This window comes from Streptosporangium sp. NBC_01469, from assembly GCF_036227305.1.
Taxonomy (GTDB): domain Bacteria; phylum Actinomycetota; class Actinomycetes; order Streptosporangiales; family Streptosporangiaceae; genus Streptosporangium.
The window spans coordinates 7,193,771-7,218,373 of record NZ_CP109465.1 but is presented as its reverse complement, the minus strand read 5'-3'; the positions used below and the strand labels follow the sequence as shown (position 1 = coordinate 7,218,373).

At 69.2% G+C, this 24,603-nt stretch carries 22 protein-coding genes; 8 read left to right on the top strand and 14 right to left on the bottom strand.

Annotated elements, in window-relative coordinates:
• Positions 1–2: 2 nt before the first annotated feature.
• Positions 3–500 carry a pyridoxamine 5'-phosphate oxidase family protein gene (locus OG587_RS31790; protein ID WP_329081654.1) on the top strand — a complete coding sequence of 166 codons (498 nt, stop codon included), beginning with the start codon at positions 3–5 and terminating at the stop codon, positions 498–500.
• Between the two features lie 177 nt (positions 501–677).
• Here OG587_RS31790 and OG587_RS31785 read toward each other — a convergent pair whose 3' ends face one another.
• The 3 genes from OG587_RS31785 to OG587_RS31775 all read right to left on the bottom strand — a co-directional run bounded on the left by OG587_RS31785 (position 678) and on the right by OG587_RS31775 (position 4,811).
• Positions 678–1,559 (bottom strand): NAD(P)-dependent oxidoreductase, encoded by an 882-nt coding sequence (locus tag OG587_RS31785; protein WP_329094078.1) that lies wholly within the window; start codon positions 1,557–1,559, stop codon positions 678–680.
• A gap of 458 nt (positions 1,560–2,017) precedes the next feature.
• Positions 2,018–4,348, bottom strand: coding sequence for an ATP-binding protein (locus tag OG587_RS31780; RefSeq protein WP_329081653.1), 2,331 nt, complete (start codon positions 4,346–4,348; stop codon positions 2,018–2,020).
• Positions 4,349–4,535: 187 nt separating this feature from the next.
• Positions 4,536–4,811 (bottom strand): hypothetical protein, encoded by a 276-nt coding sequence (locus OG587_RS31775; RefSeq protein WP_329081650.1) that lies wholly within the window; start codon positions 4,809–4,811, stop codon positions 4,536–4,538.
• 434 nt (positions 4,812–5,245) lie between these two features.
• Here OG587_RS31775 and lepB point away from each other — a divergent pair, with 434 nt between their 5' ends.
• Positions 5,246–5,851, top strand: a complete 606-nt coding sequence (gene lepB / locus OG587_RS31770) for a signal peptidase I (protein WP_329081648.1) — start codon at positions 5,246–5,248, stop codon at positions 5,849–5,851.
• Positions 5,852–6,319: 468 nt separating this feature from the next.
• On the opposite strand, the gene OG587_RS31765 is transcribed toward lepB, so the two are convergent.
• From OG587_RS31765 to OG587_RS31755, 3 genes are all read right to left on the bottom strand, one after another.
• Positions 6,320–6,787: an SRPBCC family protein gene (locus OG587_RS31765; RefSeq protein WP_329081646.1), complete on the bottom strand. Its 468-nt coding sequence runs from the start codon at positions 6,785–6,787 to the stop codon at positions 6,320–6,322.
• Between the two features lie 1,062 nt (positions 6,788–7,849).
• On the bottom strand, positions 7,850–8,563 hold the full coding sequence (locus OG587_RS31760; protein WP_329081644.1) for a response regulator transcription factor: 714 nt from the start codon (positions 8,561–8,563) through the stop codon (positions 7,850–7,852).
• Complete coding sequence (locus tag OG587_RS31755) at positions 8,560–9,819, bottom strand: sensor histidine kinase (protein ID WP_329081642.1); 1,260 nt, start codon at positions 9,817–9,819, stop codon at positions 8,560–8,562. The genes OG587_RS31760 and OG587_RS31755 overlap by 4 nt, the downstream gene beginning before the upstream one ends.
• A 154-nt stretch (positions 9,820–9,973) precedes the next feature.
• On the opposite strand from OG587_RS31755, the gene OG587_RS31750 reads away from it, so the two are divergent.
• The 3 genes from OG587_RS31750 to OG587_RS31740 all read left to right on the top strand — a co-directional run bounded on the left by OG587_RS31750 (position 9,974) and on the right by OG587_RS31740 (position 13,062).
• A complete protein-coding gene (locus OG587_RS31750) occupies positions 9,974–11,203 on the top strand; it encodes an alpha/beta hydrolase family protein (protein WP_329081640.1) in 1,230 nt (409 codons plus the stop codon).
• 358 nt (positions 11,204–11,561) lie between these two features.
• Positions 11,562–12,245, top strand: coding sequence for a sulfotransferase family protein (locus OG587_RS31745; RefSeq protein ID WP_329081638.1), 684 nt, complete (start codon positions 11,562–11,564; stop codon positions 12,243–12,245).
• A gap of 166 nt (positions 12,246–12,411) precedes the next feature.
• The gene (locus OG587_RS31740) at positions 12,412–13,062 is read left to right on the top strand and encodes a TetR/AcrR family transcriptional regulator (RefSeq protein ID WP_329081636.1); all 651 of its coding nucleotides are present in this window, start codon (positions 12,412–12,414) and stop codon (positions 13,060–13,062) included.
• A 16-nt stretch (positions 13,063–13,078) separates the two neighbouring features.
• On the opposite strand, the gene nhaA is transcribed toward OG587_RS31740, so the two are convergent.
• The 6 genes from nhaA to OG587_RS31710 form a co-directional block, all read right to left on the bottom strand.
• Positions 13,079–14,977 (bottom strand): Na+/H+ antiporter NhaA, encoded by a 1,899-nt coding sequence (gene nhaA / locus OG587_RS31735; protein WP_329081635.1) that lies wholly within the window; start codon positions 14,975–14,977, stop codon positions 13,079–13,081.
• A 424-nt stretch (positions 14,978–15,401) separates the two neighbouring features.
• The gene (locus OG587_RS31730) at positions 15,402–15,668 is read right to left on the bottom strand and encodes a hypothetical protein (RefSeq protein WP_329081634.1); all 267 of its coding nucleotides are present in this window, start codon (positions 15,666–15,668) and stop codon (positions 15,402–15,404) included.
• A 130-nt stretch (positions 15,669–15,798) separates the two neighbouring features.
• Positions 15,799–16,347 carry an NUDIX hydrolase gene (locus tag OG587_RS31725; protein WP_329081631.1) on the bottom strand — a complete coding sequence of 183 codons (549 nt, stop codon included), beginning with the start codon at positions 16,345–16,347 and terminating at the stop codon, positions 15,799–15,801.
• Positions 16,344–16,691, bottom strand: a complete 348-nt coding sequence (locus OG587_RS31720) for a DUF952 domain-containing protein (protein ID WP_329081629.1) — start codon at positions 16,689–16,691, stop codon at positions 16,344–16,346. Before OG587_RS31720 ends, OG587_RS31725 begins: the two co-directional genes overlap by 4 nt.
• 74 nt (positions 16,692–16,765) lie before the next feature.
• Complete coding sequence (locus OG587_RS31715; protein ID WP_329081627.1) at positions 16,766–17,326, bottom strand: GNAT family N-acetyltransferase; 561 nt, start codon at positions 17,324–17,326, stop codon at positions 16,766–16,768.
• A gap of 65 nt (positions 17,327–17,391) precedes the next feature.
• Positions 17,392–17,718 carry a DMT family transporter gene (locus tag OG587_RS31710; RefSeq protein WP_329081625.1) on the bottom strand — a complete coding sequence of 109 codons (327 nt, stop codon included), beginning with the start codon at positions 17,716–17,718 and terminating at the stop codon, positions 17,392–17,394.
• Between the two features lie 142 nt (positions 17,719–17,860).
• Between OG587_RS31710 and OG587_RS31705 the strand changes: the two genes are divergently transcribed.
• From OG587_RS31705 to fumC, 3 genes are all read left to right on the top strand, one after another.
• Positions 17,861–18,823, top strand: a complete 963-nt coding sequence (locus OG587_RS31705; protein WP_329081623.1) for a radical SAM protein — start codon at positions 17,861–17,863, stop codon at positions 18,821–18,823.
• 124 nt (positions 18,824–18,947) lie between these two features.
• The gene (locus tag OG587_RS31700; protein WP_329081620.1) at positions 18,948–20,687 is read left to right on the top strand and encodes an NAD-dependent malic enzyme; all 1,740 of its coding nucleotides are present in this window, start codon (positions 18,948–18,950) and stop codon (positions 20,685–20,687) included.
• Positions 20,651–22,171 carry a class II fumarate hydratase gene (fumC, locus tag OG587_RS31695; protein ID WP_329081618.1) on the top strand — a complete coding sequence of 507 codons (1,521 nt, stop codon included), beginning with the start codon at positions 20,651–20,653 and terminating at the stop codon, positions 22,169–22,171. The genes OG587_RS31700 and fumC overlap by 37 nt, the downstream gene beginning before the upstream one ends.
• 16 nt (positions 22,172–22,187) lie before the next feature.
• Here the strand turns inward: fumC and OG587_RS31690 are convergent, their stop codons facing one another.
• On the bottom strand, positions 22,188–22,880 hold the full coding sequence (locus tag OG587_RS31690) for an HAD family hydrolase (RefSeq protein WP_329081616.1): 693 nt from the start codon (positions 22,878–22,880) through the stop codon (positions 22,188–22,190).
• 168 nt (positions 22,881–23,048) lie between these two features.
• Positions 23,049–24,263, bottom strand: coding sequence for a L,D-transpeptidase (locus OG587_RS31685; RefSeq protein WP_329081613.1), 1,215 nt, complete (start codon positions 24,261–24,263; stop codon positions 23,049–23,051).
• Positions 24,264–24,603 lie beyond the last annotated feature (340 nt).

The following is a 24,603-nucleotide window of genomic DNA, read 5'->3' as shown; positions in this document are numbered from 1 at the left end:
CGATGGCCACCGAAGTGACGTCATTCACCGCGATCAAGGACGAGTTCGACGCCTACATCGGCGACATCGTCTACGCCACCATGACCACCGTCGACAAGAAGGGGCGTCCCCGGGCGCGAGTGCTGATCCCGGTCTGGGAGATCGTCGAAGGTCGCCCCCTCGGCTGGCTGGCCACCTACAAGACCCCCGTCAAGGCGGCACACCTGGCCGGCAACCCGCACACCACCTTCTCCTACTGGACCCCCCGGCAGAACGCCGTCAGCATCGACACCGTCGCCCGATGGGCCGACGATCTGGAAATCAAACGGCACGTATGGGACCTCTACCGCCAGACCAGCCCGGCAGGGGCCGGATACGACCTGGGCAACTTCTGGCGTGGGGGCCCCACCGATCCCGAGCTGCACGTGCTCCGCCTGGAGCCCTGGCGTATCCAGGTCATCCGGGGCACCGACCTGCGCAGCAGGATCTGGAAAGCCGAAGACACCGAAGACACCGCCTGACACCGCCTGATCCTGACACCGCGAATTCTCGATCCGCAGCCGCCCTAACAGTGCGTACGGCCGCCGTCCGTACCGGCTTACCTTCCCCTGCGGGTGGCGGGACGGGCCGGACGGGGCACCACCCCTCTTGTGATGGGCGGTGCCCCCCTGTTCCCGGTGCCCCGGCTACGCGGCGAGCTACGCCGGTCGCCTGATCGCCTCGAAAGCGCTCGGCATGCCGTCGCCACCGTGGCCGAGGGCGACCGCCCGCGTGATGATGGACTTAAAGAATTCGGGCACGTCGGCACCTATACCGCGGGCACGGCTCGTCTCGATGAGGCGATCCATCGCGTTCAGGTGGATTTCGAGCGTCTCTTCGTCGCTGGGATACTCGCCCTCGTCGATCTGCCTGGCGGCTTCGTGGAAGACCGCCTCAATGGACCTGAGGAACTGGATGGCGACCGGCAGGAACGTCGAGGCCTTGCCTGCCTCGGTGCCGACCAGGGAGAAGGCGTGAAAATAGCCGCTCAGGACGCCCCACTCCACGCCGAGAAGGCTCGAATCGTACAGCGAGGCCAAGCCATGGTCGGCCCCGAGATACGACGTGGCGCCGCCCAGATGGTTCAGCATCTCCTGCTCGGCCGAGAACACGGCCTCTGATCCACTGTAGAAGAGAACGGCCTCGGATCCCCCCACACCGCTCGGCGTGGCCATCACGGCCCCGTCGAGGTAGTGGGCGCCGCGCTCGGACGCCCACGCGGCCGCCTCGTGGGCCTGTTCCGGGGTGCCCGTGCTCAGGTGCACGAGATTGCGCCCCGCCAGGGCATCCCCGCATGAGCCCAGGACCTCGTACGCGGCGGTGTAGTCCGTCACGCAGACGATCACCGTCGGGCTCGCCGCGGCGGCCTCACGAGCGGTCGCGGCCCGGGTCGCCCCCTGAGCCACCAGCTCATCGGCCTTCTCGGCGCTACGGTTCCACACGGTGGTCGGATATCCGTTCTTCACCAGCGTCCGGGCCAGCGCCGAGCCCATCAGGCCGAGACCGATGACGGTGACGGGTGAACGATCGTTGTGGGCCATCACAGTGCCCTCCCCTTGTCCTCAGCGATCGAGACGGCACGCTTGCGCATCTCATTCCTCCCCTGTTTGGCCACATCCGCCCGCGGGCGTACGCCCGGGCCGATGAGGCATCTCCCGCGTGAACTCGGTCCACGAACGCCTCGCCGGGACGTCCCGGCTCACATGGGCGACCACGCGGCCCCCTCGGAGTCCGTCTCGGAGTCCGTATGACCCGCTCGATGCCCGATGCTCCGCGTCCCGCGAAAAGCTCACGCGCTCGCCGAACAGTCTGGGCGACCCGGCGTCACGGAGTTAGGGGAGAAATCCCCCACTTTCCCGCGTTCCATCTGAAATCACTCTCAGTGGCCGGCATGCGCGGGAGACGTCGCGCGACCGTCCTGGCTCGAAGCCGACCCAGGCTCCACGAACGGAGCCGGGGCCCGGGGCCGGACGCGACGGCCGGTTCACCGGGTCGAGCCCTATGACGCGGCGCGCGACATCCACCAGGCCGCCACCTGCGCCCGGGAAGTACATCCAAGTTTGCGCAGAATCCGCTCGACGTGACCCTCGGCCGTACGTTGCGCGATGACCAGCCGTTGCGCGATCTTCTTGTTCGTCAGACCCTCACTGATCAACTCCGCGATCTCGATCTCCCGGGCGGTGAGCTCCCCGGAGCTCGCCGTGGCGCGCACATCCTGGAGCGACACCTTCGCCGCCCTGTCGAGAACATGGTCGATCGTGGCCGCGGGCGTCATCTGCTCGCCACGCTGGTACGCCTTCTCGAACGCCGCCTGCCCCAGTGATCCACGCGCGTACTCACGAGTGTCCTCGTGCGCCTCCGCCCACGCGGCGTACTGCAACAGGGAGATTCCCGCCTTGCCCCAGATCGCATGCGCCGCACCAAGCAGCCACGCCGCCGAGTCCGCGTCCTTTCGCCAGCCCGCCACCCACGACAGCGACTCCAGACAGGCACCGATGACGGTCGGATCCTCGAAGTCGCGATTGGTCTCAAGGATCTCCTTGAGCAGGCGCGTGGCCTCATCGAGATCTCCTTGCCTGCGCCTGAGATCGGCGAGGATCCACAAGAGATACGACTGGTTCCAACGCGCGCCCCGACGAGCGCACTGCTCGATCGCCGAACCGCACAGCTCCACGCCCACGTCGATCTCACCCAGCACACCCAGCACACCCGCCAGATCCGCGGTGACGAGCCACCGTCCCGGCAGGTCACCCACCACATCGCAACGATCACGCGCCGCGCTCAAAAGAGCCCTGGCCCCCAGGTAGTCACGATCGCAGGCGGCGGCCAACCCCAGGACATAGGTCGCGTACGCACCGCTGAGGTCGTCGCCGAGCCGCTCGGCCAGCGCACTGCCCTCCTGGCCATGGCGCCGGGCGGCTCCGATGTCCCCCTGGTAGAACCCCAGCCAACCCGCCAGCCACAACCCCCGGACCCTACCCGCGTCCGCCTCGGCGCCCCCGGGCAGGGCGGCCAGCAGGCGCTCCACATGGCGTCTGCCCTCGCTCACCGCGTGAACCAGCCAGAACGGCCAAAGATCCGCGGCCAGATGCAGACCCCTGACGGCCTCGTCCGGAGTCGTCAGGCAGTACTCGATCGCGACCCGGATGTTGTGCCGCTCAGCCTTGAGCCGCCGGCTCCAGTGACGCTGTCCCGACTCCGCCCACCCGGCCGCCGCCCGTGCGGCGAGCGCGCCACACCAGTCACGGTGTCGCGCTCTGATCTTTTCCAGCTCGCCCGATTCGCCCAGGCGGGCACGGCCAAACTGCCGCAAGGTGTCAAGCATGCAGTAACGCACACCCGTGCTGCCGTCATCCCGGATCACAATCGATTTCTCGACAAGGCTGTGCAGACGATCCAGCAACAACTCCGATGGAAGGCCCTCGTCACAGCACACCGCCTCCGCCGCCGCGAGGTCGAAGCCACCGGCGAAGACGGTCAATCTCGCCCACAGCGTACGGTCGAGCGGATCCAGCAGGTCATAGCTCCACTCGACCATCGCCGTGAGCGAGCTCTGCCGGGCCTCACGCCCCCTGTGCCCGATCGACAGAAGCTTGAATCGATCATCAAGACGAGCGACGATCTGCTCCACGGACAACGAGCGCATGCGAACCGCGGCCAGTTCGATGGCGAGGGGGATCCCCTCCAGATCGCGGCACAGACGCGCCACCGACAGGCCATTGCCGGCATCCAACTGGAACCCCGGGAAGACCGCCTGTGCCCGGCTGACGAACAAACCGACGGACTCATAACGCATCAGGATCTCGGCGGACTCCCCGGCCGAGGCTTCCAGCGGCACCGTGAGCGGTGGGACCTGGAAGATCTGCTCACCCTCAACACCGAGTGGCTGACGGCTGGTGGCGAGGACCCGAAGGCTCTCGGACGCCCGGAGCAAAGTACGGGCGAGACGGGCACAGCTGTCGACCAGATGCTCACAGTTGTCCAGGACCAGCAGCCCCTGCCGGTCCGCCAGATAGTCGACCAGCGCCTCCATCCGCGACGCGGTGGACACATCCGCAAGACCCATCGCCGCGGACACCATCTGCGGGAGGAGACTCGGATCCGTCAGCGTACTGAGGTCGACGGACCAGACACCGCCGGGGAACGCCCGGTGCCTCATGCGCGCCGTATGCATGGCGAGCCGTGTTTTACCGATGCCACCGGGACCTGTCAGAGTCAGCAGCCGGCTCGGCTCAAGCAGGCGACGGACTTCGGCGACCTCCTGGCGGCGGCCGATGAAGGGGGTCAGTTCGGCGGGGAGCACGCGACTCGACCGTGAAATGTTGCCCACTGACTCGTCACCTTCCTGGTCTACGGGACCGGCAGGGGAGTACCTGTCCAACTCGGCGATTGTAGTTCGGGGTGACCGGCGGCGGATCTCGTGAAGATCGGGCCGCTGACCACATACCGACCTGCGAAAACAGCCTTCAAGATCGACCCATGGCCGGTTTCGAATACGGCCCGTCGACGGTGTTCACTCAGCGGGTGTCTCCCACCCCCTCCGCGGCTCCGGCAATCGCGGCGGCGTGCTCGTCGGCGGTCATGCCGCGGTCAGAGTAGCGCTGGTTGAGGTCGTACTGGTCGTCAGCCCACTGCCGGTAGTCCCGCCGGACGGCGATCTCGTCGGAATCGATAACGCGGGCGATCTCGGCCCAGGTAACCCCGGCCAACAGCGCATGGTGGACGTTGGAGGGATGGCGCACAGTACGCGCGACGCACTCCGCAAGTGCCAGCAGTTCGATGTGTTCGGCCACGGTGAGCGGAGGCCGGTCATCGGCTCCGTGCCGCGCAGGGTCATAGACCCCCGGGCCACCAGCTCAATCCGGGCGCGAGCCGACGCGTTCTTGACGGCCAACTCGTTGTAGCGCTCCAACTGCTGACCGACAGGCATGTCGTAGCGAGCGTCGCGCCAGGTCGTGAGGCTCTCAGGCATGGTCATGACGACTTCTCCAAGGCGGTCGGGGGCTCCCGGTCGGTGGAACCGAGCTTGCCGAACCAGGCCCGTTGACGAACGCGTTGATCTTGTGTGGCGGGAAGCGGTAACCTTCACGCGAAAAATGCCTCGCGAACTGGTGCGGACAGGACTTCCGGCAAGTCCCATCCTTCCAGGTCGCAGGCGCTTTTGTCGTGTAGGCGATCAAGCCCGGCGAAGTTCACCGCGAAAGCCTGAGGCCAATGGAGGCGTCTCATGACGGCCGGGTCTGAGAACAAGCAGAAAAAGTCGTCCCGCAAGGGGGGCGTACGCGAGAGCCTGTTCCTGCTGGCCTGCAGCGTCGCGGTGGCGATGCTGCTACAGGTGTTCGTCTTCCGGTTGTTCTGGATCCCGTCGGAGTCCATGGAGAACACCCTGCGCGAGGGCGACGGTGTGATCGTCAACAAGCTGCATGGTGCGGCCGAGCGCGGTGATGTGGTGGTCTTCAAAGGCTGGGACGGACAGGACACCATCAAGCGGGTCATGGCGGTCGGCGGTGACACCGTCAAGTGCTGCGACGCCGAGAAGAGGATCACTGTGAACGGGATCCCGCTCGACGAGAGAGACTACCTCCACCCCGATGACTTCCCCTCCAAGGAGGAGTTCGAGAAGGTCGTTCCCGAGGGCCGCCTGTGGGTCATGGGCGACCGCCGCTCGGCCTCCCGGGACTCCCGTAACCACGAGGAGCAGGAAGGCGAGGGGACGATCGCGGAGGACGATGTGACCGGCCGCGCCGTGGCGATCTGCTGGCCCCTCTCCCGGCTGACCGTCCTCTTCACGCCGGACACGTTCGCCCAGGCGTTCACCGGAGACAAATCCTGACCAGCCGAAGGAGACGGGCCGGAGTCTCCACCCACCGGCGGAGAAGATCGTAGCCGTCTCCTGCCCGCTGGTAACCAGAGCGCACGCGGTCGCCGATCTCCCCATAGAACCGCATTACGCAGGTTCATCCGCCCCGCCCTCCCTTGTCGATCAACGTGGCCGAGCCCAGGGGAGCGGTGTGCGGATCCGCCGTCAGCAGGTGATTCCAGATCGGGTGAAACAGGGCCTTCAACAGAGGTTCATCACGGGCGTTCGCCTTCAGAGACTCCGGAAGCCCGCGTCGGCCGAAGAACGCCACCTTATCGGACCCCGGCCGCCATCCATCTCATGATCGCCACCATAGGCCAGGGCGGGGCTGGATCGGTGGGCCATCTTGATGAGACGAAATTGTCCTGTCTCATTCAATGTGGTCCATCTCAACGGAATGCTCAAACCGCCTCACACGATGTGGTCTAACGTGGCGGATCGTCACTCGACTGCGGGAGCGGTTTCGGCAACCTGTTTGACGTGTTGGTTCCGGACTTGGATCAACCTGCGCATGTAGCGGCGGAGGACCAGGACTTCAGCGATGGTCCCCAGAGGACCAAGCGGCGCGGCGAAATCGATAATGTCGCTCATCACCGTGGCGCCATGGCCGTCGGACTGGAAACGGTGAGCGTGGTGCCAGTGCTTGAACGGGCCCGACACCTGCTCGTCAACGAAATACCCCGGCCGGTCGTAAGCGCTGATCGCGGAGGTCATCCGCCAGCGGATGCCGAAGTGTCGTGCCTGCCAGGTGACGCTCTCACCGAGTTCCAAGCCGCCGGCGGTCACTCCGCCGACCGCCTTTTCGGACGAGCCCGCCATCGAGGTGGTATGGACGCCCACGTCCAGCGAGATGTCGAAGACCCGATCCGGCGGCGCGATGACATGCGTAACGACCTCGAAGCGCGGCATGCGCTAAGTCTAAGGCTGTGTCATGTCAGCGGAATGCCCAGCTCAACCCGAGCTGCGGCAGCACGATTCTCGGGTCTCTCCCACTGCGGAGGGCCTCGTTAAGGCGTAACTGATCATCGACCCAGTGCAGGACTGGATCGTTCGCGCCGCGAGGGATGTAATCGGGTGCGACCTTCCGAATCTCGGCGTAAAAATCAGCCAGCCCGTCGACGAATCGATCGATGGTGAGCGTTCTCCAGCGCGGTGAGACAAATTTGCGAATTGGGCCAGCTGCGTGAGACGTGGGCCAGGTTCGATGAGACGGGACAGAAATCACGTGCGGGGCCACTTTGGTGAGACGAGGGCCACGTTCCGTGAGACAGGACAAAGAACGGAGAAGCTACAGATTTGGGCTGCTCACTTGATACCAGACAGAATTGACCTTCTGTATGGTTAGAGCTGTTTTGTGCTGATAGGGCCTGTCCGGTGTGCCGTGCGGTTCTTTGCCCGCCGAGTGCTCCCCGCCGCCGCGGGAAGGCGGAGAACGGCGCGGTTCCCTCCCGGGTGCGCCATGGCGCCCGGAGTCCCTTTCCGTGCATGATCACCCCCGCTTGATCGTTTCGTCGAACAAGATCCACAAGCCGCCGGACTCCAAAATGATCAAGCGGTGGCGAGGTTCCGCCGGCGCGTGCCGCACGGGACCGTCCTGTCTCATTCGTAGATGTAGGGCCTCGCGTCCCACCTCGCCTGATCGGTGATCATGGTCATCTCAAACGATCTGCTCGGCCGAGCGATTTGTCTCATTTGCCCTGATTCGCTGAGCATCTTTTTTGCCTGTTTGATGGCAGCGGTTGTTATCGTCCTTGAGATCGGCGCGTGGGTGGCCTCTCCCCTGTGTTGTCAGGGTAAGTATTCGCTTTGGCGGACGAATATGGGCAGGTCAGCGCTATTGAAGATCCTCGCGACCGGCCAGCCGCTGTGGATCCGATGGTGGACCACTACCCCGGTTGGTGGTTTCACCGATGGGGCGCGGGCGTGATATCCAGGCCCACGACGGCGGTAAGAAACCCTCCACGCCTGCCATCAGGCGTGGTCGAGTGCGTCGAGTGCGTCGAGTGCTTGGCCAACCGCCGAACGGCCGGTCGAGCGTGGGGTGACCAGCCCGACCTCATAGGCGAGCACCACTGCCTGGACGCGGTCGCGGAGATCCAGCTTGCCCAGGATGCGCGCGACGTGGGTTTTCACCGTGGCCGGGCTGAGGACCAGCCGTTCGGCCAGCTCGGCGTTGCTCAACCCGGTGGCCATCAGGCGCAGCACCTCCAGCTCGCGGGGTGTCAGGTCGGACAGGTCGCGGTGGATCGCCTCGTCGGGGCGGGTGAAGCGCTCGACCAGGCGGCGGGTTATGGCGGGGGCGAGCAGGGCGTTGCCCGCGTGTACCACCCGGACCGCCGCCACGAGTTGCTCGGGGGTGACGTCCTTGAGCAGGAAGCCGCTGGCGCCTGCGGTCAGGGCGGCGTAGACGTATTGGTCGAGGTCGTAGGTGGTCAGGATGAGGACGCGCGCCCCGCGGGTGTCGGCCGCGACGATCCGCCGGGTGGCCTCGATGCCGTCCATCTCGGGCATGCGGATGTCCATCAGGACCACGTCCGGGGCGGTCCGCTGGACGGCGGCGACGGCTTGGGCGCCGTTGGCCGCCTCGGCCGCCACCTCGATGCCGTCGGCGGTGAGGATCATGCCGAACCCGCTGCGCACCAGCGCCTGGTCGTCGGCGATGACCACGCGCAGGGAGGCGCTCACGTCGTGCTCCAGGGGAGGCGTGCGGTGACCAGATATCCGTCGCCGGTAGGTCCGGCACGCAGGCTGCCGCCGTAGATTGCCAGTCTTTCCCGTAGTCCGGCCAGTCCTCGGCCCTGCCCGCCTCCTGTTCGCGGCGCGCGTGCTCCGCCGGTGTCGGCGATCTCGATCTCCATCCATTCCCCGGGGTAGCGGATCGTGACGGACGCCGTCGCGCCGTTCGCGTGCTTCATGGTGTTGGTCAGTGCCTCCTGCACCACCCGGTAGGCGGCCATTTCCACCCCTGGCGGCAGCGGGCCGGGTGGTTGCGCCACGTCCGCCTGGATCCGCGCCCCGGTCGCGCGCACCCGCTCCATCAGCGTGTCCAGCTGGTCGAGCCCCGGCTGCGGCTGCAGCCCGTCGTCTGAGATCTCCGCAGGACCGCTGCCCGGACCGGCCAGCAGGCCCATGACGTGGCGCAGCTCCGCCATGGCCGCCCGGCCGCTGGCCTCGACCGCGAGCATGGCCTGCTTCGACCGTTCCGGCGCTGCGTCCATCACTTTGCGGGCGGCTCCGGCCTGGATGACCATCACGTTCACGTTGTGGGTGACGATGTCGTGGAGTTCGCGCGCGATCCGGGAGCGCTCCAGCTCCACGGCCCGGCGAGTGGCCTCCTCCTGGGTACGGCCGGCTTCGTCCAGTCGCCGGCGCCACAGGCGGACCGCGCCGGCCACGACCCCGGCGCTCAGCAGGACGGTGAACGGGCCCAGCCAGTTCGGCAGGCTGGCGACGGAGTCGTGGAAAGCCACGCCCGCCAGCACGGCGGCCACCGCGAGCCCGCCCGTTGCCAGGGTCAGGTGTCGGCTGTGTGCCATCGCGCTGTAGGCGGCGACGGCACACGTCAGCACGGTGATCCAGGTCGCGTCGTCGTGCGTGGCCAGTGCGGCGAGCAGCACCACCCAGAAGGCGCCGAGCGGGCTCAGTCGCCGCGCCGCCAGCGGCAGGGCGGTCGCGATCACCAGCAGCACGAGCGGACCCTGCGGCGGATCCTGCGCAGGCACGATCGGGCGCGCTTCGTCGGCCGGCGAGGCGATCACGGGTTGCAGCCGCAAGGATTCGGCCAGCGGGACCCGATGCGCGCCCTCGGGGGCGGAGGCGGTCGCCGTTACCGCGAGGGCGGTCAGGGCGAGCGCCACCAGCAGGTCGGCCAGGAGCGCCCGCTTGGACGGACGAGGAGGCCACTGGTCGGGACGCACGAGAGCCAGCCATCTTGCTACCACCCAGGCATTGTCCTGTATGTCCCATAAGGGGCGCGTCGGTCCGCGTGACTACATCGCAATGATGACCCCGCCGCGAGGATCGGCACGACGGCCGACGCGGCACGGCATCGCCCGCGCCTAGCGTCGTCGCCATACATCTTCGAAAGGCGAATTCATGCGTCATATGGCCATCGCGGCCGGATTGCTCGTCATGGCGATCACCGCGTGCACGCCGGCGTCCGCCCCTAAGGCCGGGAGCCCCTCCGTGGACCGCCCGTCACGCAATCCCTCTCCGGGCGCCCCCGCCGAACCGCCCAAGACGGCACGTGACACCGCGCTCTCACTCCCGGACCCGACCGGCTCCCAACCGGTCGGCACCACCTCGCTGCACCTCACCGACACCTCGCGCCCCGATCCCTGGGATGCCGGTTCGAAGTCCAGACAGCTCATGGTCTCGCTGTGGTACCCGGCCAGGAAGGCGGGTAGGCAGGCAGCGCCGTACATGAGCGCCAAGGAATCGGAACTCACCCTGAAGGACGCCGGTGTCACCGGCGTCCGGGCCGACCTGCTTGCCCGGACGCACACCCACGCCTTCAGTGACGCGCCGCCGGCGGGCAAGGCCCGCAAGCTGCCCCTCGTCGTTCTTTCCCCCGGCTTCCAGAAGACCCGCAGCTCGCTCACCGGCCTCGCCGAAGACCTGGCGAGCAGAGGCTACGTCGTGGCCGCCATCAGCCACACGCACGAGAACATCGCCACTGTCTTCCCCAGCGGCCGCGTGGTCACTTGCACGGCCTGCCAAGTCCAGCCACACGACCAAACCTTCTGGGACAAGGTGGGCGCCACCCGCTCCGACGACGTCTCCTTCGTCCTCGACCAGCTGACCGGCCCGCGCCCCATGTGGAAGGGGGCCCGGCTCATCGACCCGGACAAGATCGCCATGGCCGGCCACTCAGCGGGCGGCGCCAGCTCGGTGGCGGCCCTGCTGAAGGACCCCAGGATCAAGGCAGGGGTGAACATCGACGGCCTGGCCATCGTGCCCGTGCCGCCGAGCGGGCTCGGCAAGCCGTTCCTCTTCTTCGGCGCGCAGGCCACGCGCACCCCGGGCGACCAGGAATCCGCCTCGTGGCAGGCGGCCTGGCAGCACCTGACCGGGTGGAAGCGCTGGCTCGTGGTCGCCGGCGCCGAGCACGCCTCCTTCACCGACATCTCCCTGCTTGGCGAGCAAGCGGGCCTGGACACCGGCGCGACGCTGCCCGCCGCCCGGTCGATGGAGATCACCCGCGCGTACGTGGCCGCCTTCCTCGACCTGCACTTGCGCGGCACACCGCAGCCCCTGCTCGATCGGGCGTCGGCGAGCTATCCAGAGGTCAAGGTGTGCCTGGTTGAGCGGAAGAGCTGCGCCTGAAAGAGGAACAGTTCACACACCGTCCTTGTCCACGATGGTGGAAGAAGCGTCCTGGGGCAGCGCCGAGTGGCCGCAGGCCCTTGTCCGGGGCCGAGGAAGCGATGCTGGGGGCGGTGACGGCGAAGAGGCCGGTCTCGACCTTGATGGTCTCGAACTCCTCGGCGGCGGCCAGTTGTATCTCGAAGGCGTGCCGCTGCATCTCGCGTACCTTCTCCCGGAGTTTCGGGCCGGCTGTGAAGTGCCATGTCACGGTCGAGGCTCTCCTCGCGTCCGGCGGGGCTTTTCGGTGGCCGCGGGGGTCGGTGAGAGATTGCCGGGGTGGCCGCCGGGCGGTTTCCGAGGTGGATTGGCAGGGATTATGCGGGTCATCGGGGCGGGTTTCGGCCGTACGGGGACGCTTTCGCTCAAGATGGCCCTGGAGCGGCTGGGTTTCGGGCCGTGTCACCACATGACGGAGGTGATCGAGCGGCCGGGGCAGGTGCGCGGGTGGCTCGCGCTGGCCGAGGGGCGGCCGGTGAGCTGGGAGGATCTTCTGGGGGGTTACGACTCCTGTGTGGACTGGCCGTCGGCGGCCTACTGGCGTGAGCTCGCCGAGTACTTTCCCGAGGCGAAGGTCGTTCTCACCGTGCGGGATCCGGGGTGCTGGCTGGCCAGTATGAACGCCACCGTCTTCGAGCGGTTCCGGCGCGGCGGCGGGTTTTCCGGCAGGGCGATGCGCGGGCTGTCCTCGGTGCTGGGCACCGACCTGGCCGCCTTCTCGCAGATGGTCAGGCTGACGGTCCAGGAGCGGGTCTTCGGTGGGTGCTGGGAGGATCCCGAGCGGGTGCTGAGGGTGTTTCGGGCGCATGTCGACGACGTGGTGGCGGCGATCCCGCCCGGCAGGCTGTTGCGGTTCGAGGTTGGTCAGGGGTGGGAGCCGCTGTGCGGGTTTTTGGGGGTGGCGGTGCCTGAGGGTCCCTTTCCGCGGGTCAACGACAGTGCGGATTTCGACAGGAACGCTCGGGCGGCCCTGGGTGCGATGTTGCTGCGCCGCAGCGGGTAGGTCCTCTCCCCTGTCTTGGGGGTTTGGTCCGGGCGGTCCGCCGGGGCGGCGTCCGGATCAAGTCCGCCGGGGCGGCCTGTCGTGGGGGCCGGTACGGTACTCAAAGCTATGTACGCTGTGTACATATGTGTGGTCGCGCCGTGTGCGTGTTCCCGGGAGGTTGATCGTGACGCATCCCAGCCCGCCCGCCCATCCGCCGGTCCGGCGCGGTCGGGGGCGCCGCCCGGCCGACCAGGTGCGCCGGGAGGTGCTGCGGGCGGCCGGTGAGCTCCTGCTGGCCGAGGGCATGGCCGGTTTCACGGTTGAGAAGGTCGCCGCCCTGGCGGGTGCGAGCCGGGTCACGCTGTACAAGTGGTGGCCCTCCAAGGGGGCGCTGGCCCTGGAGGGTTATTTCGGTGTGGTGGGCCCCGTCCTGGCTTTTGCCGACACCGGGGACATCGCCGCCGATCTCACCGCGCAGCTGAAGGCGTTCGTCCGGCTGATGCGTGACACCCGGGCCGGGATCGTGGTGCCGCAGCTCATCGGTCAGGCCCAGACCGATCCCGATCTGGCGGCTGTTTACCGGGAGCGCTATTCGGGGCCGCGCCGGGCCCTGGCCGTGCGGGCTCTGGAGCGGGCCGGGCAGCGGGGTCAGCTGCGGGAGGGCCTGGATCCCGAGGTGGTCGTCGACCAGCTGTGGGGTGCCTGCTACCACCGGCTCCTGGTGCCGGACCGGCCGCTGACCGAGGAGTTCGCCGAGGCCCTGGTCGTCAACCTGCTGGGCGGCATCGGCCGCCCCGCTCCCCCGCGGTGTCCTGGAGATGACGCCGGGCGGTGAGTGCCGGGGTGGCGCTCTATCCTTGCCGGTGGTCCAGGGTGGCGCGGGCGCGGGCCGAGCGGATGGCCGATGACAGGCTGTCGAGGTCGAAGGCGCCGTGGTGGCGCCGCCCGTTGATGAAGAACGTCGGGGTGCCGGACACGCCGCTGACGTCGGCGGAGTCGACGTCGGCGGCGATTCGGGCGGCGGCGGCCTGGTCGTGCAGGTCGGTGCGGAAGCGGTCGAGGTCCAGGCCGAGGTCGCGGGCGTGGTCGATGAGGTCGAAGGGACGCAGGCGGTCCTGGTGGGCGAGCAGGCGGTCGTGCATCTGCCAGAACGCTCCCTGCGCGGCGGCGGCCTCGCCGGCCTGGGCGGCGAGCTGGGCGAAGGGGTGGACGTCGGTGAGCGGCAGGTGTCTCCAGACGTAGCGGACGTCGCCGAGGTCGGCCAGGACGCGGCGGATGACCGGTTCGGCCTGGCCGCAGTAGGGACATTCGAAGTCGCCGTACTCGATGACGGTCACCGGTGCGTCGGCGGGGCCGCGCAGGTGGTCGCGGTCGGGGTCGACGGGGGCGGCGAGGTCGACGATGGTGTCGGCGCTGCCCAGCAGGGCGCGGATGCGCAGCCGTACCGGGAGCATCGTGGTGGCGCGGGAGACGGCCCAGGTGATGACGGGCGCGCACAGGGCGGCGGCGAGGATGCCGAACTTGGCCTGCTGGAGCTGGGGGCCGTCGAAGGCGAGGGTGGCGATCAGCAGGGAGACGGTGAAGCCGATGCCGGCGATCGCGCCGCCGGCGGTGACGGCGGCCCAGCCGACCGGCGGGCGCACGCGGCCGCGGCTGAGCAGGGTGACCAGCCAGGAGGAGGCGATGATCCCGGCGGGTTTGCCGACCGTGTAGGCCAGCAGGACGCCCAGGGTGATCGGGGAGAGCAGGGCGTGGGCCAGGAAGTCGCCGCTGAGGGTTATCCCGGCGTTGGACAGGGCGAACAGGGGAACGATGACGTAGCTCGTCCAGGGGTGGTAGAGCTGTTGCAGCCGTTCGTTGGGGGAGATCGCCGAGGTGAGGCCGCCCTGGGCCGAGCGGGCCAGGGCGGGGGTGGGTTGTTCGCGAAAGAGGCGGAACAGGTCGGTGGCGCGTTCCAGGTCGCCGCGTGAGGCCGGGGAGGCGTAGGTGAGCAGTCCCATCGCCAGGCCGATGATGACCGGTTCGACGCCGGAGCGCAGCAGCGCGACCCATGCCACGGCGCCCAGCAGGGCGTAGAGGGATCCGTGGCGTACGCCGAGGGCGCGGACCGTGAGGATCACGATGAAGACGGCTGTGGCGCTCAGGAGCGGCAGTGGGGTGACGTGCTCGCTGTAGAAGATCGCGATGACCGCGAGGGCGAGCAGGTCGTCGACGACGGTGACGGTGAGCAGGTAGGTGCGCAGGCGGGCCGGCAGGTGGGATCCGAACAGGGCGAGCATGCCGAGGGCGAACGCGGTGTCGGTGGACATGGCGATGCCCCAGCCGTGGGCGGCCGGGGTGCCCGCGTTGAAGCCGAGGTAGATCGCGACGGGGACGATCATGCCGCCGATACCGGCGGCGAGGGGCAGGAGGAGTCGTCTTCGGTCGCGCAGCTCCCCCATGTCGAACTCGCGGCGGGCTTCGAGTCCCACGACGAAGAAGAAGAACGTCATCAGGCCGGTGTTGACCCACTGGCGCAGGTCCTGGGAGACGCCGGAGCCTGCGGCGGTGATGGACAGGGGGGTGTGCCAGAACTGCTCGTAGGTGGAGGGGGCGGCGTTGGCCCAGACCAGGGCGGCCAAGGTCGCGGCGAGCAGGACGATGGCGCTGCCGGTCTCGGTGCGCAGGAAGTCGCGCAGCGGGGTGGTGGAGGTCGGTGCCCACACGGTCCGGGCGGATGGTGGGGTGCTCTCCCGGCGGGGCGCGGTCATCGTCGGGTTCTCGTCGGGCGCATGGTGGTTCTTCCCCCCTGGTGCCGCTGGTGGCCGCCGATCTCGCGTCGTGGAGGGCGCGGGGCCGGTGGATCAGGTGTCGCCCGGCCGGTTCGTGCCGGCCGTGGCCTGCGGGTGGGGGGTGCGGTGGTGTGCTCGCGCTCGGGTGCCGCGCCGCCCGGCGGTGGGGCGGGGGTGGTGCTGCGGCGAAGGTGCGGGGTCGTGCGGTGGGGCGGCCCGGGGGGGCTGCGGTGGCGGGTGCGGGGCCGCGGGGCGGGTGGTCGGGGTCCGGACGCCCGCCGGGCGGCCCCGTCCACGTCGCCGGGGGTCGCCGGGGGTCGCCGGAGCTCGCCGGGGTCGTCCTCAGGGTATCGAAGGGTTCATGCCGGTGGTTTTGGCCGGCCCCGCTCGAGGGGTTGGGGGGTCAGGGTGGGGGTGTCGGCCTGAGTTTCCTGACGAAACGGGCGGCGGCGCGGTGGCTCATGCCGGTCTCGCCGCGGACCAGGAAGACGGCCTGGTCGAACTGGCCGGAGGCCTTGAGTTCCAGGAGCCGTTCGACGAGTTCGGGGCCGATTCCCCCGCCGACCAGGGTGTTTCTGGGGTGTTGTGCCGCTCGTACCGCGAAGACGATCAGGGCAATGACCGCCGCCACGATGACCGCCGTCAGCAGGAGGATGGTCAGGTTCGACATGGGCTGAGCGTAGCGCCGCGGGGCCGTCGTGTGGGGGGTGAGATCATCGGATTCGTGGCGGTGATGCGGGTGGTGCGGGGTGGGTCCCTGCCGGCGCGCAGGAGCACGCGGGGCCGGTCTTTGTGGCCGCTCAGGCCGCGCCGCGCAGCAGGAGCATGGCGTAGGCGGCGATCGAGTTGCTGTCGGTGATGGCGCCGCGCAGGATCATCTGTTCCAGCTCGGCTCGGGTGACCCAGTCCTGGCGCATGTCCTGTTCGGTGTGCTCGCGCTCGTGGGCGCCGGCGGTCAGGCCGGTGGCGAGGAAGATGTCGTAGTTTTGGCCCGTGGTGCCGTGCGCGTTGTCCAGGCGTCCCAGGTGGGTCATCGAGGTGGCTCGCAGGCCGGTTTCCTGGGCCAGTTCGGTGTGGGCGGTGAACAGGGGTGACGGGCTGTCCTTGACCCCGCCCTGGGGGAAGTTCCAGGTGCGCCGCCCCACCGGGTAGCGGTATTCCTCCACGAGGTGGAAGCCGTCGTTCTCCATGGGGATGACGATGGCGAAGTCGGGCACGTCCACGACGCCGTAGATGCCGTGTGAGCCGTCGGGGCGCTGGATGCGGTCCTCGCGCACGCTGATCCACGGGTTGGTGTAGACGACCATGGAGTCGAGGGTGCGGATCGTCGGTCCGGGTACGTCGCTCATGCGCGGAGCCTACCGACGGGGTCGGGGCCGGGCGGGGTGAACGGCTGGGCGGAGGTCACCGCGGTGACCGGGAGGGGGCCGTAGATGTGCGGGAAGGCCTCGGGGGCGTCGTCGGGGATCTCCATGCGGACGTCGAGGCCGGTGGGGTCGACGCTGAGCAGCACGAGAGGGTCGGTGACGTCGCGGTAGAAGCGTTCCACGACGCCGCGCAGTTGCTCGTGGTCGGCGCAGGCGTGGATGAAGCCGACGTCGTCGAGGGTGCGGCCGATGGTGGAGACGCGGTACTCCCCCGCTCGGCGGGCGCTTTCCCAGTCGGAGGCCAGGGCGAGATGCAGAATGGTCATCGCAGACATGGTGCCTTCTGCGTGCCCGTCGTTCAACCGGGGCCCGCCGTGGGCGGGGGTGGCGGGGTGCGGGTTCAGTGGCGGGCGTGCCATTCGCGGCTCAGGATGGCGTAGACGACCTCGCTGGTCCACTCGCCCTTGACGATCTCGTTGTCGAGGAAGTGGGCCTCGCGGCGCATGCCGAGTTTTTCCAGTACCCGGGCCGAGGCCTCGTTGCGGGCGTCGAGGCGTCCGATGACGCGGTGCAGGTCCAGGCCGTCGAAGCCGAGTTCCAGTATGGCCCGGGTGGCCTCGGTGGCGTATCCCCTGCCGTTGTGGTCGGGGTGGAAGACGTAGCCGATCTCGCCGGTGCGGTTCGCGCGGCTGTGCCAGATGAGCAGGACGTCGCCGAGCAGTTCGCCGGTGGCGGCCAGTTCCACGGCCAGGGTGAGGGCTTGTCCCTCCTCCAGCAGCGCCGTTTCGGTGATTTTTCTTTCCAGTGCCTCGCGGGTCTGCTCGCGCTCGCGTGGTCCCCAGTACAGGTAGCGGGTGACCTGGGGCAGGCGGTGGATGGCGTGCAGGGCGTCGAGGTCGTCGGGGGTGTAGGGGCGCAGGATGAGGCGGTCGGTCCGGATGGGGTAGGAAGGCTTCAGCACCCGGCCAGGGTAGGGCAGCGGCGGTGTGGCGGGCGAGGTGTTATCCGCGGGGGGTGTGCCGGGGGTCAGTGGGTGCTTCCGGCCAGGTTGAGTACCACGACGCCGCCGATGATCAGGGCGATGCCCGCGATCTTGGCGAGGCTGATCGTCTCGCCGAGGAAGAGCACGCCGATGGCGGCGATGAGGGCGGTGCCGGCTCCGGCCCAGACCGCGTAGGCGGTGCCGACCTCCATCTGCAGTTTGAGGGCTTGTGCCAGCAGGATGAAGGCGGCGGCGTAGCCGGCGACGACGAGGAGCGACCAGCCCTTGTGGGCGAATCCGTCGCTCAGTTTGAGGGCGGTGGTAGCCACGATCTCGGCGATGATCGCCCCGGCCAGGATCAACCACGCCATAACTGACTCCACTCCCCCGAAAATCGGCACAAACATACCATTTTTCGTCGATCGCCGATGGCCGGGTCCGGGAGCGGGGCCGTGCGGCGCCACGACCTGCCCGGCTTGCGGGCGGTGTCGAAAGCGTGTTCCACTGAGCCGTATGCGATGGGACGCGCCTCCCCTGCTCGCCGCGCCGCCCGACGCCAGGCCGCGGATCGAGCGCTCCGCGCTGATCAGGGTTCACGGGGCCCTGACCTGTTACGAGGTGCAGGCGCGCACCGCGCTGGACCGTACCCCCGAGGGCTGGGCGGTCAGTCCCTACCGGGGGTGTGCCCAGGCCTGCCGTTACTGCTCGGTGCGCCGCGGCCATCGTTACCTGGGGCTGGACGCCGGAGGTGACTTCGAGTCGCGGATCGTGGTGCGCACCAACATCGTGCGGCGGCTGCGCGCGGAGCTGGGCTCGCGCTGGGACGGCGAGCACGTCACCGTGGGGGTGGGGGGCGACTGCTACCAGGGGGTGGAGGAGGTCTACCGGCTGATGCCGGGCCTGGTGGCGGCGTTGCGCGAGGCCGGGGCGCCGTTCACCGTCCACACCAAGAGCCGGTTGATCCTGCGCGACGCCGAGCTGCTGGCCGCCACTCCGGGGGCCGGGGCGGTGGTGTCGGTCGCGTTCGTCGACGATCGGATCCGCCGCACGGTGGAGCCCGGGGCGCCCAGTGCGCAAAAACGCCTGGAGCTGGTGGCGGAGCTGAACGAGCGGGGGGTGGCGTGCGGGGTGGCGATGGCGCCGATCCTGCCGCTGCTGACCGACTCCCCCGACCAGCTCGCGGCCACCGTGCGGCGCATCGCCGACGCCGGGGCCGTCAGCTGCGTCCCGCAGGTGCTGCGCCTGCCCCCCGGCGCGCGCGAGTGGTACCTCGCCTGGCTGGGTGAGCACCATCCGGAGCTCGAGCCCCGCTACGCCGAGCTGTACGGCGGGGGCGCCGACGCCGAGCCGGGCTATGTGCGCAGCCTGACCGGCCAGGTCCTGCAGCTGGCCGCCCGCTACGGGATGGGGCCGACGCGGCCCGAGCAGCCCCTGCCGCTGGCGTTGCCCCGCCAGGCCCAGCTCACCCTCCTCTGAAAGGGCTCCGCTGAAAGGGTGATAAGCGGCAAAAGGAATCTTTGTCCTTGTTGTGGCGTTCGCCGCCGTACCCCGGGGAGGGCATAACGGGTACGAGCCCGCGCGCCGAGGGACGGGGAAGGCGATGTCACCAGGCAGGAGAGCACAGCCCAAGGGCACGCGCCGCGGCTTCGCGGAGAATCCCGACGGGAGCTACGCCACCACGGGGCGCGGCCTGGAGGTCCTGGACAACCCGCTGCTGAACAAGGGCACGGCCTTCACCCCGGCCGAACGCGAGGAGCTGGGCCTGCACGGACTGCTGCCGGCGGCCGTCGAGACGCTGGAGCGGCAGGCGCGCCGCGCGTACGCGCAGTATCTGGCGCAACCGGACGACCTGCGCAAGAACATCTACCTGACGGCGCTGCAGGACCGCAACGAGGTGTTGTTCTACCGGCTGCTGGGCGATCACCTGCCCGAGATGCTGCCGATCGTCTACGACCCGACGATCGCGCGGGCGATCGAGGGCTACAGCCACGAGTACCGCCGGCCGCAGGGGGTCTACCTGTCGGTCGACGACGCGGCGGGTATCGAGCGGGCCTTCGCCAATCTGGGCCTGGGGCCCGACGACGTCGACCTGATCGTCGCCTCCGACGCCGAGGAGATCCTCGGCATCGGCGACTGGGGGGTGGGCGGCGGCGCGGGCATCGCGGTCGGCAAGCTGGCCGTCTACACCGCCGCCGCGGGAGTCGACCCCGCCCGGGTCCTCGCCGTGGCGCTGGATGTGGGCACCGACAACGAGAGACTGCTCAACGACCCCCTCTACGTCGGCAACCGGCACTCGCGGGTGCGGGGACGGCGCTACGACGACTTCGTCGACGCCTACGTCTCGGCGGTCAGTGCCCTGTTTCCCGGCGCGATGCTGCACTGGGAGGACTTCGGCCCCTCCAACGCCCGGCGCATCCTGGAGCGCTACACCGGCCGCCTGCCCACCTTCAACGACGACATGCAGGGCACCGGCGCGATCGTGCTGGCGGCCATGCTGGGCGCCGTCCGCGTCTCGGGCACGCCCATGCGCGACCAGAGGATCGTCGTCTTCGGCGCCGGCACGGCGGGCATCGGGATCGCCGACCAGCTGCGCGACGCGATGGCGCGCGACGGCCTGGAGGTGCGGGAGGCCACCCGGCGGATCTGGGCGGTCGACCGCCAGGGGCTGCTGACCGACGACATGTCGGGCCTGCGGGACTTCCAGCTCCCCTACGCCCGCCCGGCCTCGGAGGTGGCCGGCTGGTCCAGGGACGCCCGCGAGAACGGGATCGGGCTGGGCGAGGTCGTCGGCCGCATCCGCCCGACCATGCTGCTGGGCACCTCCACCGCGCACGGCGCCTTCACCGAGCAGATCGTGCGCGCCATGGCCGCCGCCGTCGAGCGGCCCGTCATCTTCCCGATCTCCAACCCGACCAGCCGCATCGAGGCGATGCCCGAGGACCTGATCGGCTGGAGCGAGGGCCGCGCCCTGGTCGCCACCGGCGTCCCGGCCGGCCCCGTCACCTGCGACGGCCTCACCCACACCATCGGCCAGGCCAACAACGCCCTGCTGTACCCGGGGCTGGGCCTGGGGGTGATCGTCTCGCGGGCCCGGCGGGTCAGCGGCGGCATGCTCCAGGCCGCGGCCGAGGCGGTCGGCGCGATGGCCGACCTCTCGGCTCCGGGCGCCTCGCTGTTGCCGCCGGTCGGTGACCTGCGGGAGGTCTCGGCCACCGTCGCCGTCGCGGTCGCCCGCCAGGCCGCCGCCGAGGGCCTGGCCCGGGTGGACCTGCCCGATCCCGTCCAGCAGGTCCAGGACGCGATGTGGCAGCCGCGCTACCGGCCGGTCAGGGGGGTCTGACGGTGGCCGCCCACCCTCCGCGCCGCGCCAGGCAGGCCGCGCCGAAGATTTTTGACGTGCCGATCGGGCTGCCGGTCGCGGGCACCCGTACCGAGAGCGACTCCATGGGGGAGATCCAGGTCCCGGCCGATCACTACTGGGGTGCGCAGACCCAGCGGTCGCTGATCCACTTCGACATCGGCGAGGACCGGATGCCCAGGGCCGTCTACCACGCCTACGGTGTCGTCAAGAAGGCCGCGGCCCTGGTCAACGGCGAGGCCGGGCGCCTGCCCGGCTGGAAGGCCGACCTGATCTGCCGGGTCTGCGATGAGATCATCGCCGGTGAGCTGGACGCGGAGTTCCCGCTGTATGTCTGGCAGACCGGCTCCGGCACGCAGTCGAACATGAACGTCAACGAGGTGATCTCCAACCGGGCGATCCAGCTGCTCGGCGGCCGGCTCGGCGCCAAGGAGCCGATCCATCCCAACGACCACGTCAACATGGGGCAGTCCTCCAACGACACCTTCGTCACCGCGATGCACATCGCCGCGCTGCGGGCCGCCACCGGCCGCCTGCTGCCCGCGCTGGCGCATCTGAGGGACGCCGCCGGGGCCCGCAGCCGCGAGTGGGAGCACGTGGTCAAGATCGGCCGTACCCATCTGGAGGATGCCACGCCGCTGACGGTCGGCCAGGAGTGGTCGGGGTATGCAGCCCAGCTCGGCGACGCCGCCGAGCATCTCCGGCACACGCTGGCGGGGCTGCGCCGGCTGGCGATCGGCGGCACGGCGGTGGGCACCGGGCTGAACGCGCCGCCGGGGTTCGGGGACGCGGTCGCCGCGCGGATCGCCGCTCTCACCGGGCTCGACTTCACCGGCGCTCCCAACGCGTTCGCCGCGCAGGCCTCCTGCGACGCGCTGGTGCGTTTCTCGGCGGCGCTGCGCACCCTGGCGGTGCCCCTGTTCAAGTTCGCCAACGACATGCGCTGGCTGGGGTCGGGGCCTCGTACGGGCTTGGGCGAGCTGGTGCTGCCCGCCAACGAGCCGGGTTCCTCGATCATGCCGGGGAAGGTGAACCCGACCCAGGCCGAGGCGGTGCTGATGGTCTGCGTGCAGGTGATGGGCAACGACGCGGCGGTGGCGATGGCGGGTGCGGAGGGCAACTTCGAGCTCAACGCCTTCCGGCCGGTCGTCATCGACAATGTCCTGCGCTCGCTGCGCCTGCTTGCCGACGCGATGGACCACTTCCGCGCCTATCTCGTCGAGGGCGTCCGGCTCGACACCGCCAGGCTGCGAGACAACGTGGACCGGTCGCTGATGATGGTCACCGCGCTCAGCCCGGCCATCGGCTACGACGAGGCCGCGCGCATCGCCCACCGCGCGCTGCGCGAGGACCTCACCCTCAAGGACGCCGCCCTGAGGTCGGGCGTCGGTGAGGACCTCTACGACCACGTCGTCGATCCCGAGCGCCTCACCCGGCCCGGTGTGGCCTGCGCCGACGGGACCTGAGGCCGGGGAGGAGCCCTCAGAAGTGGTCCAGCAGCTCGGGGAACCTGCTCAGCCGCAGCACCCGCTCGTCATCGGGGTCGAGGTCGCTCTGCTCCAGCGCCCAGGTGTGGTCGTTGGGGATGAAGACGGCGTTCATCCCCGCCTGCCGGGCGGGAAGGATGTCCGACTTCGGGGAGTTGCCGATCATCCAGGTCGTCGCGGGCGCCAGCGCGTGCTCGCGGGCCAGCAGCCGGTAGGTGTCGACGTTCTTCTCCATCACGATGTGCACCTCGCGGAAGTGGTGGGCCAGCTGTGAGGCCTCGAGCTTGCGTCGCTGCTCGTCCAGGTCGCCCTTGGTGAGCAGGAGCAGATCGTAGCGCTCACCGAGGGCCGTGAGCGTCTCGCTGACGCCCGCGACCAGCTCCACCCGGTGCTCGAGGAGGGCCAGGACCAGCTCGTCGATGCGGCGGCGCTCGGCCGCGGTCGCGGGACGCTCGCGCAGTCGCTCGAAGCACTCGCCGAGGCTGCGCAGGAACATCCTGCTGCCGTAGCCGTGGGTGACGGCGTTGGCCGCCTGGATGTCGTCGAGGACGGCGCGGATCTGGGTCCGCTCCAGGGTCGGATGCGCCAGCCAGTCGAAGAAGTCCTCGATGACCCGCTCGAACAGCACGTTGTTCTCCCACAGCGTGTCGTCGGCGTCGAAGATGAGCACCTGCGCCTGGAGTTTCACCCGGTCCTCCCCCGAGAACGTCATTCATCGGCGGAGCCGGTCGCCGCCGCGTGTGTCCGCCGCACACGTTATCGCGCCCGGCAGGCCGGGCGCGGCCCGTTTTTTCCGCCGTCCTCGCCGCCGCCCCGGAGATCACCCGGGTGCCGGGTGATCTCCGGGCCGGGAGGCTCAGGCCAGGGCGCTGCCCTTGCGCCATTCCTTGAACGACAGCTGCCAAAAGCCCCAGCCGTTGTTCCACTCCATCTCGCGGTTGGTGCCCCTGATGGTGATCACGTCGCCGCGCTGGACCTGGTTGTAGAACCATTTGGCCTGGTCGGGGCGGGAGTTGATGCATCCGTGGCTGACGTTCTGGCGTCCCTGGGCCCACACGTTGTTCAGCGCGTGCACGTACTCGCCGCTGTTGGAGAACCGCACCGCGTGGTTGATCATCAGGTCGTAGTAGCCGGGGTCGCCCTTCTTGCGGCCCGGGGAGATCATGCGCTCGGGGTTGGCCTTGCCCATCGCCAGGTGGACGCCGCTGGTGGTGGTGTACTCGCGGGTGCTGGCGTTGCCGGCGCTGATCAGCATGGTCTGCACGACCTTGCCGTCCCGCTTGACGATCATCTTGTGCTTGCGGGTGTCGATCGTGGAGATCTGGGCCGCGCCGATCTGGATGACCTTGGTCATGTCCTTGACGCCGTACATGTCCTTGCCGCCCTGCACGCCTTTGAGGCGGGCGGTGAAGGTCACCTTCTGGTGGGGCTGCCAGAACTTCGCGGTCCGGTAGATCACGGTTGTGTCGTTGATCCACCGCCACGCGCCCTGGACCGGCTTTTCGGCCTTGACCTCCAGGGCCTTCTCCACCCCAGCCTTGTTGGCGATCTGCTGGTTGAAGATGACGATGATCGGCGCCCCCACGCCGACCTTCTCCCCCTTGATCGCCGGGGTCACGTCCGCCACCTCGAGCTCGTGCTTGGGCTTGAGCGTCCTGAAGGAGCTGCTGGCGGTCGTACCGTCCACCGCCCGCGCCGACACGGTGTAGTCACTGGCCGGTTTCATGGGTGTGGTGGAGACCCATTTGGTGCGCTCGGCGTCGAAGTCGCCCTCCAGCACCTGGCCGCCGCTTTCCACGGTGACCTCCTCCAGCGCGCCGTTGGAGGCCGCCACGACGACCTTCTTGTCCGGCCGCACGGTCCTGCTGCCCTTGGCAGGGCTGATCTCTATCTGCGGCGCGGCCGGCGTGCTGGCGGTGCCGGCACCCGATCCGGCGCCGGTTCCGGCGCCGGGACCGGCGGTAGCCTTCGGGTCCGCCCCTCCGGAGCAGGCGGTGACCAGCACCGCCGCGGTCGCCAGGGCCAGACCGGCCAGCGGCGTCCTGAGGCGTCGGCGTTCCACGATCAGCACAATTTCTCTCCCCCACTACAGCAAACTGCTCTTAAAACACTAATAGGAGATGCATGGTGACCGAACATGGTTGCGACCGGTTTGATAACATTTCGGACTCTTCGTAAAGTCAGAAAAATGCCAACCGAGAGTCAGGGAAAGACAAAGTGCCCACGTCGCGGGCCCGGCCGCAAAAGAGCCGCTCCGGCGGGACGGACGGCGACATGGACGCAAACACGGACGAAAACACGGACGGCGGCGGGTCGCAGGTCGTCGTGCCCCGGCCGCATCAAGAGCCCCCGCCAGGGCATGGGGCGGTGAGAGACCCCTGGGGCCGCGTGCCGGATCCCACCCGGCCCGC